Source organism: Usitatibacter rugosus, from assembly GCF_013003965.1.
Classification (GTDB): domain Bacteria; phylum Pseudomonadota; class Gammaproteobacteria; order Burkholderiales; family Usitatibacteraceae; genus Usitatibacter; species Usitatibacter rugosus.
The window spans coordinates 1213802-1232970 of sequence record NZ_CP053069.1 but is presented as its reverse complement, the minus strand read 5'-3'; the positions used below and the strand labels follow the sequence as shown (position 1 = coordinate 1232970).

Sequence of the window (19169 nt, the reverse complement as noted above, 5' to 3'; positions counted from 1 at the left end):
TACAAAATGGTCCCCACAGTGCAAGGGGGAATCATGGCGGTCATCATCCTGCTGTCGGCATTCATCATCGCGATCGTCGCGCTGGTGTTCTTCATCGTCGCGATGCTCCGCGGCTGGTTCGACCCCGATTCGAAGGGCGCCGAGGTGATCTTCGCGCCCAACGAGATCGGCAGGCCCGAGGATCCGGCCGCGAGCCCCGAGGCCCGCCGAGCGCTGGAGCACGACGCCGGGGCCGAGGGCGCCCACACGCCGGACGCGAACGAGCTCGCTGCCCGGGCAGCGGCCGACCGCTCGTCCAACACCATCACCTTCGTCTTCATGTGCTGCGCGATCGTGTGGCTGCTCGCCGCGTCGTTCGCCGGCCTCACGGCATCCATCAAGCTGCACGAGCCCGACTGGCTCGGCGCCTACGAGTGGCTCACGTTCGGGCGCATCCGCACGCTGCACCTGAACGCGCTGGCCTACGGCTTCCTGCCGATGGCGGGCCTCGGGCTCGCGGTGTGGCTGCTGCCGCGCCTGCTGAAGACCACGCTCGTGGGCGGCAACTTCGCGCTGCTGGGCGCCATCCTCTGGAACGCGGGCCTCATCGCGGGGCTGGGCGCCATCGGCGCGGGCTTCTCCGACGGCATGGAATGGCTGGAGATGCCCTGGCAGGTGGACATCCTGCTCGTCGTGGGCGGAGCGTTCGTGGCCATCCCGCTGGTCCTCACGCTGCGGCAACGCAAGGTGGAGCACCTCTATGTGTCCGTCTGGTACATGGGTGCCGCGCTCTTCTGGTTCCCGATCCTCTTCTTCGTCGGCAACATTCCCGGCGTGCACTTCGGCGTGCAGCAGGCGGCGATGAACTGGTGGTACGGCCACAACGTGCTGGGCCTGTTCTACACACCGCTGGCGCTCGCCACCATCTACTACTTCCTGCCGAAGGTGATGGGCACGCCGGTAAAGTCGTATGCGCTGTCGATCCTCGGCTTCTGGACGCTCGCGTTCTTCTACGGCCAGGTCGGGGCGCACCACTTGATCGGCTCGCCGGTGCCGAGCTGGCTCATCACGCTCTCCATCGTGCAGAGCATGATGATGGTGATCCCGGTGTTCGCCTTCGCGGTGAACCAGTTCTACACGATGCGCGGCAAGAACCGCATGCTGATCCACTCGCCGACGCTACGCTTCCTCGCGTTCGGCGGCCTCATGTACGTGGCGAGCTCGGTGCAGGGTTCGTTCGAGGCGCTGCGCGCCGTGAACACCATTGCGCATTTCACCCACTACACCGTCGGCCACGCGCACCTGGGCCTCTACGGGTTCGTGGCGATGGCGTTCTTCGGGGGCATGTACTTCGTGATGCCGCGGGTGATGCAGCGCGAATGGCCTTACCCGAAGCTGATCCTCGTGCACTTCTGGCTCTCGGTCCTGGGCATCGGCATCTACTTCGTCTCGCTCACCTTCGGCGGCTGGTTCCAGGGCCTTGCGATGCTCGATGCCGCGCGGCCCTTCATGGATTCGGTCACGCTCACGCTTCCCTACCTCAAGGCGCGCAGCATCGGCGGCGGCATGATGACGCTCGCCCACGTCATCTTCGCGGCGCACTTCCTCGCGATGGTGCTGCGGCTGGGGCCGACGCGCGACACGCCCGCGCTCTTCTACGGACCGAAGGGAGAGCGCGCATGAAGAGCGAGAAGGTCTTGATCGGCGGCGCGCTGGTGATGATCGGGGTCGCGGGCACGCTGCTCGTCGCGATCCCCTACGTGCAGCTGAAGGACGTGAAACCGCCCAAGGGATTGAAGCCGTACACCACGTCGCAGCTACGCGGGCGCGAGGAGTACATCCGCCAGGGATGCGTGTACTGCCACTCGCAACAGCCCCGCGACCGGCGCCAGGCGCCCGACGGCGAGCGCGGCTGGGGCCGGCCCTCCGTGGCGGCCGATTACTACTACGACAAGCCGCACCTGCTGGGCACGATGCGAACCGGCCCGGACCTCCTGAATATCGGCGCGCGCCAGCCGAGCCTCGACTGGCACCTGGGCCACCTCTACCAGCCGAGGGCCTACGTGCCGGGCAGCATCATGCCGCCCTACGGCTTCCTCTTCGACGTGAAGGAGAAGGCGGATGCGGGCGAGCGAGTGTTGAGCTTGCCGCCCGACTTCGCCCCGCCGGGCAAGGTCGTCGTCGCGCAGCCCCGCGCGCTCGACCTCGCCAACTACCTCATCGCGCTCGACCGCACGTATCCCGCGATCGACGCACCCGCCGAAACGAAGCGCTGAGGAGGCCCCATGGACCCCAACAACATCTCGGCGCAGGAACAACGCGAGCACTCCGATCCCCACGAGCAGTCCATGGCGATCCCGATCCCGATCCTCATCCTGATCGCGAGCATGGTCATCTTCGGGATCTTCTACATCCTCGCCTCCGACGCCGCGGTCACGCCCCCCGAGTATGGCGATGGCCGCACGATGAAGGACCTCATGGCCAAGGCCGCCCCGGCGCCGGGTGCGGCCCTCGACGGCGCCGCGATCTACAGCGCGCGCTGCGTTGCCTGCCACCAGGCGAACGGCGCGGGCCTGCCGGCCGTGTTCCCACCGCTCGGCGGATCGGAATGGGTCACGGGCAAGCCCGAGCTGATCGCGAAGATCGTGCTGCACGGCGTGCAGGGGACGCTCACCGTGAAGGGCACGGCATACAACGGCGCCATGCCGCCGTTCAAGGACCAGCTGAACGACGCGGAGATCGCCGCGGTGGCGAGCTACGTGCGCAAGCAGTGGGGCAACGCGGCTCCGCCCGTCGGAGCCGACATCGTGGCCGCCGCGCGCACCGAGACCACGGCGCGCACCGAACCGTGGAAAGGCGACGCGGAGCTCGCCGCGATGAAATGAGCGCCGCGCGGCCGATGCTTCCCACGCTGGCCGCCGCGGGCCTCCTCCTGGGTGCGGCCTTCGCGGCCGCGTCCTCCCTCACCCTGGGCTTCCGCGCCTTCACCGCCGAGGACGCGCGCAGGATCCGCGTGGCCGAGGTCGCGATGCCGCTCTCGCCCGTGGAGATCGTCGATGCCGCCGGGCAACGCCGCACGCTCTGGAATGCCGATCCTGCGACGCGCGCGTGGCTCGTCACCTTCGTCTACACGCGCTGCCCTTCCGCATGCCTGTCCCTCGGCACGGAGCTGCAGCAGCTCCAGGCGTCCGTGCAAGCCTCCGGCACGAAGGGCGTTCGCTTCGCGAGCCTCTCCTTCGACCGCGCCTACGACACCCCGGTTGAGCTCTCGAAGTACGCGAAACGCTTTCGCGCCGACCCGGCGTTGTGGACCGTGGGCGTGCCCGTGAGCGATGCGGCGCTGGGCTCGCTCCTGCGGGAGAGCGGCGTCGTGGTGATCCCGGATGGCGTCGGCGGCTACGCGCACAACGCCGCGATCCACGTCGTGACGCCCGAGGGCAAGCTGGTCGCGATCTTCGACATGGAACGGCACCGCGAAGCCCTCGCCTTCGCCTCGACGCTATGAACCCCTTCACCTGGCTCGAAGCGGACATGGCGCGCCACATGTTGATCGAGATTCCGCTCATCGTCGCCGCCGGTGCGTATCTCGCCGGTTTCGCGCCTGCGCGAGTGCACGCGGCGATCGCGCGCTTCGACGCCTTCGGCCTCGCCGGCTGGCTCTTCGCGGGCCTGGTGACGGCCTTCTGGATGATCCCGGCGGCGCTCGATGCCGCGGTCGCTAGCCCGGCGATGAATGCCGCGAAGTTCGCGAGCCTCGCGGCGGCCGGCTTGGCGCTGCGCAGTTCATCCCGCCGCTCGCCGCTCGTGCTCGAGGCCTTCTTCGTCGGCAACTTCACGTGGATGGCCGCGACCGTGGGCTTGGTCTACCAGGATGCCGAGACGCGCCTCTGCCTCGCGTACCTCACCGATTCGCAGCAGCGCGCCGGAGAAGGCCTGGTGATCGTCGCGGTTGTCGCGTTCGCCGCGTGGCTCGTGGTGCGGGTTGGTCGCGGCGCCCAATGGGATCACAGAGGACACAGAGGAATCACAGAGGACACAGAGAAAAACCCGGAGCTTGGATTGGCGGGATCGGTGAATCAAAGGCTGGATTGAAAGGGGAGGATGGGGAGGAAAGGCGGAGGAAGGAGAGGAAAACCAAGGACTGTTGATTTAAGCGCGGCAATGGCAATCACCTCCACGGCATGACCCCGTATTGCTTTCCTCTCCTTCCTCCGCCTTTCCTCCCCATCCTCCCCATAAAAAGCGGCGTCCGAACCTTCGAAACCCCGCCCAGTTCGTTTACATCTTGTCCAGCGCCTCCGCGGGCGTCCAGCCCTCGTCCGGCGGCGCAGACCGCAGCAGCGCGATCCGTCCCAGGTAGCGCTGCGCCACGAGGTCCTCGGATCGCAGGGCGAAGATCGCCTCGAACGCGCGATGCGCCTCCTCCCAGTCCCGTTTCACGAAGGCCTCGAGGCCCCGGACCGTGAGCTCGCAAACCTGCCGATCCTCGTCGAACGTGAACACGTCCACGGGCTCGCTCTTGCCCTTCACGATCACGCTGGCGAGCGGTCGCAGCGGCGAGCCGGGCGGGATGCGCGCGATCGTCGCACCGCTCACGAGGATTCCCGAGCCGAAGATCTTGTTCGCGCCCTCGAGCCGCGCCGCGAGGTTCACGCCGTCGCCGAGCGCCGTGTAGTAGAAGTGGTCCTCGGAGCCGAAGTTGCCGACCATCGCCTCGCAGGTGTGGATGCCGATGCGCATGCGGATCTCCGGCAGCCCCTGCGCCACGAGCTCCGCGCGCAGCGCCTCGATGTCGGCCTGCATCTCGCGCGCGGCGAGGCACGCGTTGGCCGCGTGGTCGGGATCGTCCAGCGGCGCGCCCCAGATCGCCATCAACGCATCGCCGATGAACTGCACCAGGGTGCCGCGCCGGTTCCGCACGATCGCCTTGGCGCGCGTGAAGTGCTGCTTCAGCACCCGCGAGACCACCTCCGGCCCGTGCTTCTCGCTGATGGTCGTGAAGCCGGCGAGGTCGGTGAAGAGCACGGTGATGGTCTTGCGCTCGCCGCCGAACGTGAGGCGGCCCGGCTGCGCCAGCATGTGGTCCACGACCTCGGGCGCCACGTAGAGCGCGAAGGCGCGCTTGATGTACGAACGGCGCTGCCGCTCCTCGAGGAAGCCCATCGCCCCGTAGACGAGGTACGACGCCGCGATGGCCGAGAGGATGCCGATGCCGGGAAGCCACAGCGACTTCGTGGCGAAGATCCAGTACGCGGGGCCGATCACGAGCGCCGCGAGTGCCAACCCGGTCACGACACTCAAGATCGGGCGCCACCGGCGCATCAGCACCGACGAAAGCGCGGAGACGATCGCGAGCACCGTGAGCTGGATCCACAACGGCAGCGGCGTCACGGCACGGCCCGTGATCGCGCTCTCCAGGACATGCGCGTGCAGCTCCACGCCCGGCGTGACGAGGCCGGTGGTGGACGTGAACGGCGTGGCGAACATGTCGTTCATCGTGAGCTCGGTCCCCACCGACGCGGTGAGCCGGAGACCCACGAGGACGATCTGGTCCTGGAACGCCCCCTTCGGCAGGAACTGCGCGGGATCGAGCGCCTGGTAGTACGACACGTAGGGATAGGCCCCGTCCTCCCTCATGTGCGAGTAGCGGATCAGCGTCCCCGTGAGGTCGCGCGGCTCGGCGAGCAGGCCCGGGCGGACGACGTTCGCCCGCCGCACGATCTCGCGCCACAGCGCGTCCTGGCCCTCGGGCAGGTCGCGCACGACGGAGTCGCGGTCGCGGGTCACGTTCGCGAGGCCCACGCCGGGTCCCGCGGCGCGCAGGATGGGCAGCGGATCCGTGCGCGTCCATTGGCGAAAGTAGGCGCTTTCCTGGAACGTCTGCTGGGCGGCGATGACCACGTTCCCGGCTTCGGCGATCGCCGCGGCCAGCTCGCGATCCTCCGCCTCGTTGGCCGACGGCACGTCGAAGAGCATGTCGAAGACGATGACCATCGCCCCCGCCTCGTTCAGCGCCTTGATGAGCTTCGCATGCGTGCTGCGCGGCCACGGGAGCTGCCGGCCCACTTCGGCGAGCGAGGCGTCGTCGACGCCGATGATCGTGATCGGGAGCTGCTGCGGCGTCGCGGAGACGACCGTGAGATCGTCGAAGCCCTTCCGCTCCATCGACCGGCCCCAGTCCGTGAGCGCGATGGCCGCGAACACCGCGAAGACCGCGGCGGCGATCGTGCCCGTGATGCGCCACGACAGCGGCGCCGCGCGCTCGCCCGAGGGGGTGCGGAGGAACGCGTACGCCGAGGCGAAGCCCCGGCGCAGCGCCTCAGAAGCGCCAGCTCGCGACGGCACCGAACACGTCCGATTGTTCCTTCTTCGCGAGGTTGAAGCCGTAGACCTCCACCGCCCAGCGCTTGTCCGGGCTCTCCATGAAGACGTTGAAGCGCGCGTCCCAGCCCTGCGGCACCGGCACGAAGTTCGCCTCGTCGGAGTAGCGCTGGCTTCGCCACGCGGCCTGCAGCGTCACGAAGATGTGACGCCCCGGCGCCCACGTGAGGCCCAGGTCCGCATGGTGGCGCGCGAGCCACGGGATCTTGCGCCCCGGGAAGAGCGGGTCCGTGTTCTCGCTGTCGGTGTACGTGTAGTGCGCCCGCGCCGCGAAGCCCGCGCCGAGGATGCGTTCGTACGCTGCATGCGTGCGCTTGGCGAGGCCCTCGGCGTAGACCGGCGTGTCCTCGAGCTCGTCGGGACGGCCGGGCGGTGTCAGCACGCGGTTCCTCAGGCGGTCGAGGTTGGTGATGTCGGTGCGCGTGTTGAGGATGCCGTCCAGCGGCGAGACGAGGTTCTGGATGCGCGATTCCTCGTAGTGCGCGTTGAAGAACGAGCGCTCGGAGATCGCCCACTCCCATTGCGCGCGGCATTGGCGGAGCGTCCCGCCGGCGAAGACGAGTTGGTCCTCGAGCGGAATGCCGGCGATGGCCACGGGCATCAGCGTATCGAGCGCCACCGGCCGCACCCAGCGGCGGCACGCGGCCCGCAGCGTCTGGCCGTCGAACGGCTTCCACACGAAGCCGCCCATCGGATCGGTACCGCGCACTTTGTAGTGTTCCTCGAACGGCGTGTTGCCCTGGGGCTGCATCACGAGGATGTCGCGGTCCTTGGTGTAGTCGCGCCAGCCCAGGCCGATGTCCGCGACGAACGCTCCCTTGCCGAAGCGGCCGATCGCATACACCGACTTCATGCGGTCGATGTCGGTCTGGTCGAGCGACTCCTGCGGGACGGTGGCTCCCACGAAGTGCAGGCCCGTATCGCGCACCAGCGTCTTGGGCTCTTCGCGTCGCGAGTACTCGGCGCCCCAGGTGATCTCCATCGCGTCGCGAACGCGCCAGGTCTGGCGCAGCGCCGCGTCGCGCGCTTCGGGCTTCGTCTTGAACGCCGAAAGCCGCTCGAGCGCCTGGCCTGGCAGCTCCACGAAGCCGCGCGTGTCGTAGTCGGAATCTTCCTTGCCCGCGCCCGCCTTCACCCACCAGGCGACGTTGGCGCTCGGCGAGTAGCGCGCGCCGATGTCGATGCGGCTCGCGTAGCCGTCGATCTTCCCGAACTCGCCCGTGGCGTCGCGCTTGCCGAGCTCCACGTCGGCGTCGAGGCGGTTGGCGTAGAGGAAGAGCGAGAGCTCGCTCGTGGGCTTGGCCCCGAGCGCCACGGTGAAGGTCTTCGCGGTCGCGTCGAAGTCCGTGTTGCCGGGCTCGATCCGCGTGCCGATGCCTTCGACGAAATACGAGAACGGCATCGACCCCGCCGTGGAAAGCCCGTTGGCGGTGAGCACCGGCTCCACCAGCGAGACGTCGTCGCTCTGGTTCACCCGCAGCGACGCGGTCGCGTGGTGGCCCGGCGCGGGCACCAGCGCCTGGAAGCGGTTGGAAGCACCGAACGACAGCGGCTCGGAGAGGAAGCCCTGCATCAGCTCCGAGCGCCGGTCGAACGCACCTGGATAGCGATCGGCGAGGAAGAGATGGCTCGCCCCCCAGAACGGGATGTAGGAATCGTGCGCCGCGCCGCGCGACCAATCCTCGAGGCCCATGAACGCGAGCGCGGAGCCGACGTTCGCGATGCCCTTCTGGTTGTCGCCGATGGCATCGAGCGACTTGAGATACGGAATGCGCTTCAACGCCTCGCCCGCTTCGGCGGCCGCGGCGGCGGGCTCGATCGCATCGATGCGGATCTGCGCGGCGAGGATGTGGGGCAGCGGATCGTTGGGATCGGTCTCCGCGGCGCGCTTCAACTCGTCCAGCGCCGGGCCCTTTCGCTCGGCCTGGTAGTACGCCACTGCGAGATAGACATGGCCGCGCGAATAACGCGGCTCGATCAGCGTGGCCTTCAGCAGCGCCTCGATGGCGGCATCGACATTGCCGGTGCGAAGCTCGAGGATGCCCTGCCCGGTCCACGCGACGTAGTTCTCGGGCTGCATCGCGAGTGCGCGATCGAACGCCGAACGGGCTTCGGCATAGGCGGCCGCAGAGGTCGCCGCCGTTCCCGATTCCGAATAGGTCTCGGCCCGGTTGGGATCGAGCGTGATGGCTTTCGCGAGCAGCGAGCGCCCGCGGCGCAGGTTGTCGCGCTCGGCTTCGAGCACGCCGAGTCCATGCCAGCCGCGTGCGTCACCCACCGCGAGGTCGATGGCGCGCTGGTAGGCATCCGCCGATTCACGCGCGAGGCCTTCCAGCCGCGCCGCGTCGCCGAGGGCCAACGCTGCCTCGACGGAACTGGGTGCCGACTGTACCGCTTGTCGTGCGAGCGCCAGCGCCTTCGGACCTTCGCCCGCAAGCATCGCTAGGCGTGCGGATGCGGCCGCGAGACGCGCATCGCCGGGGAATTTCCCGAGGCCGGCCTGCAACACGCGTTCTGCGCGACCGAGATCACCGCGATACGCCTCGAAGTCCGCGTAGAGCAGGAACGCTTCCGGCGGCGTGCCGGGCTGCTCGATGTCGCGCTGCACCTTGGCGTAGGCCGCGGGCAGGTCGAGCCCGCGCGTGCCGGCATAGCGTTCCGGATCGACCGTCACCGACGACACCCACTGGATGCGGTCGCGCGACACGACGACCTGCAGCTTCACCGGCGCCTTGCCCTTCTCCGCCACGGCCTGCTCGCCGCGGCGCACGTTCACCGAGCCGAACTCGTTCGAGAGATCCACCTCGCCGCTGAAGACCGAAAGCGTCGAACGTCCATCGGGCTCGACGGCCATCTCCCAATCCGTGCCGCGAATCGCCGCCACCGCCGTGGGCGTTTCCACGCGCAGGTTCTGCGGCGCGCTCTTCGATTGCATCCACGAGCGCCCCGCATTGAGATTCACCGTGGTCTTCGCGTCCGGGCCCTTCCCTGCCTCCTTGATCTGCAGCAGGCTGTTGGGTGCGAGGCGCATCTGCGTACGGTCCGCGAACAGGATCGCCATGCGCGAGAGGTCGAGCGTGCGCACGAAGTTCGATGGGAAGAGGCCCTGCTTCGTCTTCGCGGCGTTCCACGAGGCCTGTGCCGCCTCGCGGTACTCGCCCTTGCCCTCCACGCTCACGATCTCGGCGGCGGCCGGTGCCTGGGCGAATGCAGGTGCCACGGCCAGCGCCGCACAGGCTCCCATCCAGCGAATGAGGTTCGTCATCGTCGTTCCTAGAACTCGTACCGGATCAAGCGCGTCGAGCGGCCGTTGGGCAGCGTGAGCGTCGCCGTGGTCGCGGAATCGAAGGTGAGCGAAAGCGGCGCCACGTCGGCGAGGCGGGTGTTCTGCCTGAACGCTCCGGTGAGCGTCTGCCCGTTCGCGAACTGCCACCAGCTTCCCGACCAGCTCTTCGGATTCGCCGTGGGCTGCATCGTGAGGTACCAGATGGGATTGCCGGCCTCGTCGTACATGTAGCCGGCGATGTCCACGGACCCGTTCTGGAACTCGATGAAGAAGCCGCGTCCGTCCTCGGCGGGATTCCACCACCATCCGCTCTCGGGCACGCCCGCCTGCGGCGGCGCCGTGAGGCCCTCGGGCGCGAACGCGAAGCGCTGGATCGGCACGAGGCCGCCCGGCCAGACGATCGTGCCCTGCGTCGCGCTGTTGAACGCCAGGGTCAGCACGCCCGCCTCCGAAGTTTGCCGGCCTCTCGTGGGATAGGCGCCGCCCAGGGTCTGCCCGCCCGTCACCTTGATGAGCGGCGCGCTGAACGAAGAGCCGTCCAGCGTCGTGCGCCCTGCGGCCACGTACCAGCTTGCGCGGCCGTCGGTGTCGTAGAGGAAGGCCGCGAAGAAGAGCCGATCGCCGCGAGTTTCCATCGAGAAGCCGCGCCCGCCTTCGGCCGGATTCCACCACCAGCCCTTCTGCGGCGCCTGCGGCCTGCACTCGACCTGGCCCGGAATCGTGGCCACGCTCGAACCCGTGGCGTTGCCGAACATCGCCGCCGCGCTGGTGCCGTAGCCCGTGAAGATCGTCGCGCCCGCGATGGTCGCGGTCGTGACGCCGTTCAGCACCGTGACGCTCGCCGTCGCGCTGTTGACGATGCCCGTCACGAGCGCCTGCAGGCCGGAAGCGCTCACCTGCTGCAACTGGCCGCCGGCGGTGAGCTGTGCGAGCACGCACGCGACCGCGGTGTCCTTGCCGTCGGCGGCCGATTTCGCGAGGGCGGGCGGCGGTTCGTCGGCGTCGCCGCCTTTCGTGAGCAGCGAGGTCACGCGGCTCGCGGGCACGAGGGCATAGACGTACACGTTCTGCGCCGTGCCCTGGTCCTCGGGGCGGATGCCGATGGTCGCGTTCACGCGCGACTGCGCGCCCGAGACGTTGCCCGTGGCGAGGATGTTGACGGCCGTGGCCAGGACCGCCGGCAGCGAGACGCCGTCGCCCTGCGTGAGATCGAGCAGTCCGCTGCCGCCCGCGCCGCGAACCGCCGCCTGCGTCGGACGCGCCGCGAGGTTGCCGACGCCGAGCAGGCCGTTGGCGTTGTCGCCCCAGCAGCGCACCCCGCCATCGGTGACGATCACGCACGTGGCGTAGACGCCTCCGGCGATATCCGTGACGCCGCTCGAGAGCTGCGCCACCGCGATCGGCCGCGAGGTGTTGGTGCGGGTACCGTCGCCGAGCTGTCCCTGCAGGTTGAAGCCCCAGCAGAGCACGCCGGATTCGGGTGTGCGCACGCACGTGTGGTACGAGCCCGCCGCGACCGAGAGGCTTCCGACCACGGGGCCCGTGACGTTGACAGGCGTCGGGCGATTCACGAGCGTGCCGTCACCCAGCTGCCCGAAGTCGTTGCGGCCCCAGCACAGCACCGCGCCGCCGGTCTTGAGCGCGCACGTGTGGTAGCCGCGCGTCGTGACGGAGGCCACGCCGGATCCGAGGCCGCTTGGCGTGATGGGCGTGGGGCGGTTGGTCGTGGTGCCGTCGCCCAGCTGCCCGTAGGTGTTGTTGCCCCAGCATCGCACCCCGCCCGCCGACGTGAGCACGCAGTTGTGCTCGTAGGCGACCTGAAGGTCCACGACGCCGCTCGTGAGATCGGTGACCGGTACCGACGTGTTCTTGCTGTCGATGGTGCCGTCGCCGAGCTGCCCCGCGCCATTGAAACCGGAGCAGCGCACGCCGCCCGCGGTGGTGACCGCGCACGTGTGCCCGCCGCCGCCCTTGATCAGGCGATAGGTGCCGGGGAAGCCCGTCGCATCCGTGGGCGTGGCGCGGTCGGTGAAGGTGCCGTCGCCAAGCTGCCCGGAGCTGTTGAAGCCCCAGCAGCGCGGCGCACCCGTCGGCGTGAGCAGGCACGCGTGCACCGATCCCACGCCGATGCGCGCAGCGGTGGTCACCGCGACAGGGAAGGTGCGGTCGATGCCCGTGGTGCCGTCGCCGATCTGGCCGGCGTTGTTCGCGCCCCAGCAGGAGACCGCGCCGCTGTCGGCGAGCGAGCAGCCGTGGAAGACGCCCAGGTCGAGGGTCTTCACCGGCGTGAGCTGTGCCTGCGCGGCGAGCGAGGTTGCGGCGAGCAGGAGCACGGCGCCCGCATGGCGGAGGAAGGATCGATTCGTCATGGCCTAGAACCTCAACCGCGTGAGTTGCGTCGTGCGTCCGTTGGGCAAGGTCATCGTCGCCGTGGTCGCGCTGTTGAACTGGATCGTCACGGGCGCCACGTTGGCGTTGACCGGCGTCGCGGGCTTGAAGGCTCCGGTCAGCGTCTGGCCATTGGCGAAGAGCACCCAATTGCCCGTGTAGCTGCGCACGTTCGGCACCGGCAGCAGCGTGAGGTACCAGACGGCGTTGCCCGCATCGTCGTACATGTACCCGGCGATGTCGGCGCTGTCGCCCTGCCACTCCATGAAGAAGCCGCGTCCGCTCTCCTGCGGGTTCCACCACCAGCCGCTCTCCGGCTGGTTGGTGCGCGCCGGGACGTTGAGGCCCGCGGGCGTGAAGGCGAAGCGCTCGATCGACACCGTGCCGCCGGGCCACACCATCGTGCCCTTCGCCGGGTCGGTGAACGCCAGCGTGATGGCCCCCGAAGCCTGCGCGGCGTTCGGTGCACGGAAGGTGCCGCCGAGCGTCTGCCCGCCGGTGAACTTGTTCAGCTCGCCGGTGAAGTACGAGCCGTCGATCGACGTGTTGCCGCTCGCCGTGAGCCACTGCGCGCGCCCCGAGTCGTCGTAGAGATAGGCCGCGTAGAAGATGCGGTTGCCCTGCGTCTCGATCGAGTAGCCGCGCCCCCCCTCGGCCTTGTTCCACCACCAACCGTTGTCCGGCGGCGAGGGACGGCATTCGATCTGCGCCGGAATCGTCCTCACCGGCTGGTTGTTGCCGGCGGTGAGCATCTGCTGCGGGCTGGTGCCGTAGCTGAGGTAGAACGTCGCGCCGCCGATCTGCGCCGTCGCGACGTTGTTCACGATCGACACGGACTGGCTCGCGGAGCCGAGCACGCCGGTGACGAAAGCCTGGAGGCTCGAGGCCGAGACCTGCTGCAGCTGCCCCGCGCCGTTCAACTGCGCAAGCACGCACGGAATCGACGCGTCGGCCTTCGCCCGCTTGCGAAAGCCGCTGCTCGCGGACGCCTTCGCGTAGCCGAGAACCAGCGGTTCTTCATCGGGGCTGCTCTTCAGCAGGGGCATCGTGACGGTGATCGGCGCGACCGCGAACTTGTAGACGTTCTGCGGCGTTCCCTGGTCCTGCGGGCGCAGCGAGAACGTCGCATTGAGGTTCGCTGTCGGCGGACCCGTCGTGCCCGTCACCGTCATCGGGAATACCGAGCTCTCGGCCTTCACCGTGACGAAGGTGGACACCTCGTAGCCGGCGACGAGCGTGGCGCCCGGCAGCATCGGATGCGTCTTCTTGTCGACGTAGGTCGCGAAGCCCGCGAAGACGATGTATTCCTGTCCGCTCTGGAGCGTGCCCGCGGGGACCGAGAAGCTCCCCGTGTTGGAGGGATTCGACGAGGCGAACTGGTGCACGTTCGCCCATCCGCACCCGTGCGGCTCGATTTCCTCGAAGGGCAGCTTGAAGGCTCCGCCGATGATGGCCATGCAGATCACGTCCTCCGCGTGCGTGCCGTAGCCATTGAACGCACTCGTCGTGACGGTGAGCGGTTGCGAGGGATCGATGACGTAGCGGCCGTTGGACCACGACCCGCCGGTGAGCGTCATCGTGGGCGGCGGGCTCGGGAACAGGTAGCCCATGAGGTTCAGGCCGAACGTCGCCCCGTTCACGGTGAAGGTGTAGGTGCCGCCGCCGAACTTCGCGTCGAGGTCCGCGATCGTGGAGGTGCCGAAGTCGTCGGCGTTCACGCCGTAGCGCCAGCCGCTGTCGCCCGCCCGGTAGACCAGCACGCCGTTGTTGTGGAACGCCCCGAGCGCGCCCGCGTTGATCGGGCCGGATACGGTGGGCGCCGGAATGCCGCCGATGTTGAAGCCGTCCACGTCCGCGCCGAATCCAAAGGCGTTGACGGTGGGATTGGCGACGACCGTGGAGGGCCCGGTCTGGACGTACTCCCAGTTCTTCTTGACGGTGACCGCCGTCACTTGCGCAACGGCGGGTGCGGCGAGGAGGGCCAGGAACAGCGGGAAAAGCGTGGAGCGAAGCAAGTGCGTGTGCGCGCAGGTCTTCATTTTTTGTGGGTCCCTTTTAGAAACGATACCTCACGAGCTGCGTGGAGCGGCCGTTGGGCAGCGTCATCGTCGCAGTGGTGCTGCTGGTGAACTGGATGGAAAGCGGGGCCACGTTGCTGTTGATCGGCATGGCGGGCTTGTAGGGTCCGGTGAGCGTCTGCCCGTTGCCGAAGAGCAACCAGTTGGCCGTGTAGTTGAGGATGTCCGGAGTCGGGAAGAGCGAGAGATACCAGACCGGATTGCCGACGTCGTCGTACATGTAGCCGGCGATGTCGACGCTGTCGCCCTGCCACTCCATGAAGAAGCCGCGGCCGCTCTCCTGCGGGTTCCACCACCAGCCGCCCTCGGGCTGGTTGATGCGCGGTTGAACATTGAGGCCCGCGGGCGTGAAGGCGAAGCGCTCGATCGACACCGTGCCGCCAGGCCACACCATCGTGCCCTTCGTCGCTTCGGAGAACGCGAGCGTGATGGCACCCGAAGGTTGCGCGGCACCCGGGGCGCGGAAGGCACCGCCGAGCGTCTGCCCGCCCGCGAACTTGAGCAGGTCGCCGGTGAAGAGCGAGCCGTCGATGGACGTGTTGCCCGCGGCCACGTACCACTGCGCATTGCCCTGCGCGTCGTAGAGATACGCCGCGTAGAAGATGTGGTTGCCCTGCACCTCGATCGAGTAGCCGCGTCCGCCTTCGGTGCTGTTCCACCACCAGCCGGTCTGCGGCGGCGAGGGCTTGCACTCGAGCGCGGCCGGCACCGTGACCACGTTGCGGTTCACGCCGCCCGAGATCATCGACTGCGGGTTCGCCCCGTAGCCGACGTAGAAAGTCGCACCGCCGATCTGTGCCGTGGCCACGCCGTTCACCACCGCGATCGACTGGCCCGCGGATCCGAGCACGCCGGTGACGAAGGCTTGCAGGCTCGAGGCCGACACTTGCTGCAACTGGCCCGCGCCGTTCAGCTGCGCGAGCACGCATGCCACCGTGGTTTCCTTGCCGTCGCGCGTCTTCGCGTATGCGAGCGGCGGCATGGCCGGGCCCGCGTCCTTGAGCAGTGAAGGCAGGACCTGCGTGATGGGCGCGACGGCGAAGACGTAGACGCTCCCCGCCGAGCCGACATCCTGGGCGCGGTACGTGATGTCCGCGCGGACCGTCGCGGTCGTGCCGATGCTCGCGGTGACCTTCAGCGCGAACGGTGGTGCCCCCTCCACCTTCAGGGTGCCCGAGAAGATCGGCGAATCGACGTTGCCCGTATTGAAGGTGACGGTCGCCGTCGTTCCATTCCACGTGCCGGTGAATGTGAAGATGACATCGCCCGTGGGAGGCGACGTGGTGCAGACGCCGTTGTGCCCGTCGACTTCGAAGGAGGCGTTCGCGAAGCGCGCGGTTCCGGAAATGGGCCCAGGGGCCGCCAGCGAAAGGCCGGTGATCGTGATCACGTCGGCGAACGTGATCGCGTTGTTGCACTCGACGAACTTCGCGCGCAGCGCGAAGTTGCCGACGCACGGATCCGCGCCGTCGCAGGAGAACGTGATGACATCGGTCTCGAAGGCATCGGAGCCGGTCAGCGTGCCGGAGATGCGGGTCGGAACCTGGGCAAACGCGGTGGCTGCGGCGAACAACAGTGCGCCGCAGGCCATCGCCATCCCCCTGTGCGCGAGGGTCGGCATGTTGCGCTCTCCTTCTAGAATCGAAACCGGACGAGTTGCGTCGTCCGGCCGTTGGGAAGCGTCATTGTCGCGGTCGTCGCGCTCGTGAACTGGATCCCGAGCGGGGCCACGTTGTTGTTGATCGGTTCGGCGGGCTTGTAGGGCCCGGTCAGCGTCTGGCCGTTGGCGTAGAGCAACCAGCGGGCCGAGTAGTTGAGGATATTCGGCGTCGGGAAGAGCGAGAGATACCACACGGCGTTGCCCGCGTCGTCGTACATGTAGCCGGCGATGTCGACGCTGTCGCCCTGCCATTCCATGAAGAAGCCGCGGCCGGGTTCCTCGGGGTTCCACCACCAGCCGCTTTCGGGCTCGTTGGCACGCGGCGGCGGATTCAGGCCCGCGGGCGTGAAGGCGAAGCGCTCGATGGCGACCGATCCGCCGGGCCACACCATCGTGCCCGATGCGGCGTCGGTGAACGCGAGCAGCAGCGGGCCAGCGCTTTGCGCGGGGCCGGACGGACGGAACGCGCCGCCCAGCGTCTGCCCGCCCGTGACTTTCAGGAGGTCGCCCATGTAGAGCGAGCCGTCGAGCGAGGTATTGCCGTTCGCCACGAACCAGTTCGCCCTGCCCGCGTCGTCGTAGAGATACGCGGCGTAGAAGATGTGGTTGCCCTGCACCTCGATCGAGTAGCCGCGCCCGCCCTCGGCCTTGTTCCACCACCAGCCGGTCTGCGGCGCCTGCGGCTTGCACTCCTTCGGCCCCGGCACGTTCACGACGCCGCGGTTGGTGCCCTGGTTCAGCATCGACGTGCTCGAGGCGCCGTAGCCCACGTAGAACGTCGCGCCGCCGATGACCGCGGACGACACGCCGTTGATCACGGTGACCGCCGCGCCCTGCGAGCTCAGCACCGTGCTCACGTAGGCGTTCAGCGACGAGGCCGACACGCCCTGCAGCTGGCCCGAGCCGGTGAGCTGCGCGAGCACGCAGTTGAGAGCCGTGTCCTTGCGGCCGTCGCGGCGCGTGGCCTTGCCGAGAACCAGCGGCGGCTTGCCGTCCTTCGCCGCGAGCACCACGTCCTGCGGCGCCGAGGCGAACACGTAGAGGTTGCTCGACGTGCCGATGTCCTGGCCGCGGAACTGCACGTTGGCCGTCACCGCGCCCGAGGCGCTGGTGGTGACGAGGAGGAAGATCGGCACCGGCGTCGGCGCGGCCTTCGGCACCGAGGGGTTGAGATCCAGGAACCAGTTGTTCGCCTCGAGCGTGCCCGCTCCGTCCTCGCGCACGACGACCACCGGCGTGCCGCGCGAGACGAACGTCCCGTCGCCGAGCCGCCCGTCCACGTTGCCGCCCCACGCGTACACGGTGCCTTCGGGCTTGAGCGCGAGGCCGCCGTTGCCGCCGCCCGAGATCGACGAGACGCCCTTCAGTCCTTCGACCACGACCGGGCTCACCTGCTCGAAGCCCGAGCCATCGCCGAGCTGTCCGTCGTAGTTCGCACCCCACGCCCACACCGTGCCGTCGGCGGCGATCGCGAACGAGTTGCTGCTGCCCGCGCCGATCGCGACGATGTTCGAGAGTCCCGGAACGACGGCGGGGAGGCTCCGGTCGTTGTTGGTGCCGTCGCCGAGCTGCCCGGAGTAATTGCCGCCCCACGACCAGACGGTGCCGTCGGTGCGAAGCGCGAGCGAATGGTTGTCGCCCGCAGCGACGGCCTTCACGCTGGTCAGGTTCAGCACGCCGACCGGCGTGAGCACCACGCCCACCACGCCGTAGCCCAGCTCGCCCGAGGTATTCACGCCGAACGCGAACACGCGGCCGTCGGATGTGCGGGCCAGCGTATGCGACGGGCCGACGCTGATGTCCGCGATGCCCGAGAGCGCGGGGACTTGCACCGGAGTCCTTCGCGTTTCCTGGTCGCCGACGCCGCCCACGCCCTGGAAGTTGTAGCCCCACGACCAGACCGTGCCGTCGTTCTTGAGCGCGACCGAGTTGAAGATGCCCGCGCCCACGTCCTTCACGCCGGCAAAGGCCGGAACCGGCCCGGCGCTCGAGCGTGAGTCGTCCACGCCGTCGCCCAGTTGGCCGAACGTGTTGTTGCCCCAGGCGACCACCGTGCCGTCGGACTTGAGCGCGAGCGAATGCAGCGCGCCGGCCGCGATGCGCGTGATGCCCGCCACGTTGGGAACCAGGGCCGGCGTAGAGCGCAGCGGCTTCACGCCGTCGCCCAGCTCGCCGAACTCGTTGGCACCCCACGCCCGCACGCGCCCGTCGTTGCCGACGGCGAACGTGTGATAGCCGTTCGCGGAGAGCGAGATCGTCGGCGGCAGGCCGTTCACGCGCGCGGGAACGTTGCCGAGTTGCACCGTGCCGTTGCCGAGCTGGCCGAAATTGTTGCCGCCCCAGGTCCACACGCCGCCGTCCGACGTGCGCGCGGCGGAATAGAAGACGCCGGCGGAAACCTCGACGACGTTGGTGAGGGTCGAGACGCGCACGGGCACCGCGGAGGGGTTCTGGAGCCCGTTGCCCAGCTCACCCGAGAAGCCGCTGCCCCAGGCGCCGACGCCGCCGTCGCCGAGGATCACGAGCGTGTGCCCGATGCCCGCGGCCACGCCCGTGGCGGAAGGCACGCCGGGCACCACGGCCGGCAGGGGGCGGGCCGGACCATCGCCCGTGCCGAGTTGACCGAAGCTGTTCCCGCCCCACGTGTAGACGAGCCCGTTGGTCCCCAGCGCGACGCTGTGGATCTCGCCCGCGGAGATCGCCTGGATCGCCGGCAAGCCGCTCACGCGCACCGGCGCGGGACGATCGGTGGTGGTCCCATCGCCGAGCTGCCCGTTGTCGTTGCGGCCCCACGCCCAGACGCTGCCGTCGCCGCGCAACGCGAGCGAATGGCCACCGCCCGCGGAGATCGAAGTTGCATCGGTAATGCCGGTGACCATCCCCGGCACGATGTTGTCGCCTTCGCGGCCGATCTCGCCGTGGTAGTTCTCGCCCCACGTCCAGATGCGGCCCGCGGCGAGCGCCATCGAATGCGACGACGCGGAGATCGCCGTGACACCGGTGACGCCAGGCACGGGCCCGGGGGACGAACGGTTGGTCGTCGTGCCGTCGCCCAGCTGGCCGAGCGTGTTCACGCCCCAGGCGCGAACGGTGCCGTCGCTCATGAGCGCGAGCACGTGGCTATAGCCCGATGCGACCTTGGCGACCCCCTGGAGATTGGTGACGAGCGCCGGCGTGCTGACGGCCAGCGTGCGTCCGAGGCCGAGCTGGCCGCCGGAATCGTCGCCCCAGGCTCGCACGGTTCCGTCCGCGTGCAGTGCGACGCCGTGCTTGTAGCCCGCGCTGACGGCCGGTGTCGCGGCATGGGCGGCGACGCCCAGGCACATCACGACGCATGCAACGACGGCAGCGGTTCCCGACCTCAAGCTCGCTCTCCCAACCGGTCTCTATCGGGCCG

Annotated in this window: 11 protein-coding genes; 5 read left to right on the top strand and 6 right to left on the bottom strand. The window is 68.9% G+C overall.

Going from position 1 to position 19169, the window contains the following annotated elements; all coding sequences use genetic code 11:
* The first annotated feature begins 33 nt into the window (after positions 1-33).
* Genes DSM104443_RS06195 through DSM104443_RS06175 form a run of 5 tightly spaced genes read left to right on the top strand, consistent with a single transcriptional unit; the run spans position 34 to position 4071 of the window.
* Positions 34-1662, top strand: a complete 1629-nt coding sequence (locus DSM104443_RS06195) for a cbb3-type cytochrome c oxidase subunit I (protein WP_212756987.1) — start codon at positions 34-36, stop codon at positions 1660-1662.
* Positions 1659-2255, top strand: coding sequence for a cbb3-type cytochrome c oxidase subunit II (locus DSM104443_RS06190; RefSeq protein WP_171090476.1), 597 nt, complete (start codon positions 1659-1661; stop codon positions 2253-2255). Before DSM104443_RS06195 ends, DSM104443_RS06190 begins: the two co-directional genes overlap by 4 nt.
* Positions 2256-2264: 9 nt before the next feature.
* On the top strand, positions 2265-2864 hold the full coding sequence (locus DSM104443_RS06185) for a c-type cytochrome (protein ID WP_171090474.1): 600 nt from the start codon (positions 2265-2267) through the stop codon (positions 2862-2864).
* Positions 2861-3484 carry an SCO family protein gene (locus DSM104443_RS06180; RefSeq protein WP_171090473.1) on the top strand — a complete coding sequence of 208 codons (624 nt, stop codon included), beginning with the start codon at positions 2861-2863 and terminating at the stop codon, positions 3482-3484. Before DSM104443_RS06185 ends, DSM104443_RS06180 begins: the two co-directional genes overlap by 4 nt.
* Entirely contained in the window at positions 3481-4071 is a 591-nt protein-coding gene (locus DSM104443_RS06175) for a hypothetical protein (protein WP_171090471.1), read from the top strand. Before DSM104443_RS06180 ends, DSM104443_RS06175 begins: the two co-directional genes overlap by 4 nt.
* 186 nt (positions 4072-4257) lie before the next feature.
* Here the strand turns inward: DSM104443_RS06175 and DSM104443_RS06170 are convergent, their stop codons facing one another.
* Genes DSM104443_RS06170 through DSM104443_RS06145 form a run of 6 tightly spaced genes read right to left on the bottom strand, consistent with a single transcriptional unit; the run spans position 4258 to position 19137 of the window.
* Positions 4258-6324 carry a CHASE2 domain-containing protein gene (locus DSM104443_RS06170; RefSeq protein WP_171090469.1) on the bottom strand — a complete coding sequence of 689 codons (2067 nt, stop codon included), beginning with the start codon at positions 6322-6324 and terminating at the stop codon, positions 4258-4260.
* On the bottom strand, positions 6299-9625 hold the full coding sequence (locus DSM104443_RS06165) for a FecR domain-containing protein (RefSeq protein WP_171090467.1): 3327 nt from the start codon (positions 9623-9625) through the stop codon (positions 6299-6301). The genes DSM104443_RS06170 and DSM104443_RS06165 overlap by 26 nt, the downstream gene beginning before the upstream one ends.
* Positions 9626-9633: 8 nt before the next feature.
* On the bottom strand, positions 9634-12015 hold the full coding sequence (locus DSM104443_RS06160; protein ID WP_171090465.1) for an RCC1 domain-containing protein: 2382 nt from the start codon (positions 12013-12015) through the stop codon (positions 9634-9636).
* A gap of 3 nt (positions 12016-12018) precedes the next feature.
* Positions 12019-14073, bottom strand: a complete 2055-nt coding sequence (locus DSM104443_RS06155; RefSeq protein ID WP_171090462.1) for a hypothetical protein — start codon at positions 14071-14073, stop codon at positions 12019-12021.
* A 16-nt stretch (positions 14074-14089) separates the two neighbouring features.
* A complete protein-coding gene (locus DSM104443_RS06150) occupies positions 14090-15733 on the bottom strand; it encodes a hypothetical protein (RefSeq protein ID WP_171090460.1) in 1644 nt (547 codons plus the stop codon).
* A gap of 14 nt (positions 15734-15747) precedes the next feature.
* Entirely contained in the window at positions 15748-19137 is a 3390-nt protein-coding gene (locus DSM104443_RS06145) for an RCC1 domain-containing protein (protein ID WP_171090458.1), read from the bottom strand.
* Positions 19138-19169 lie beyond the last annotated feature (32 nt).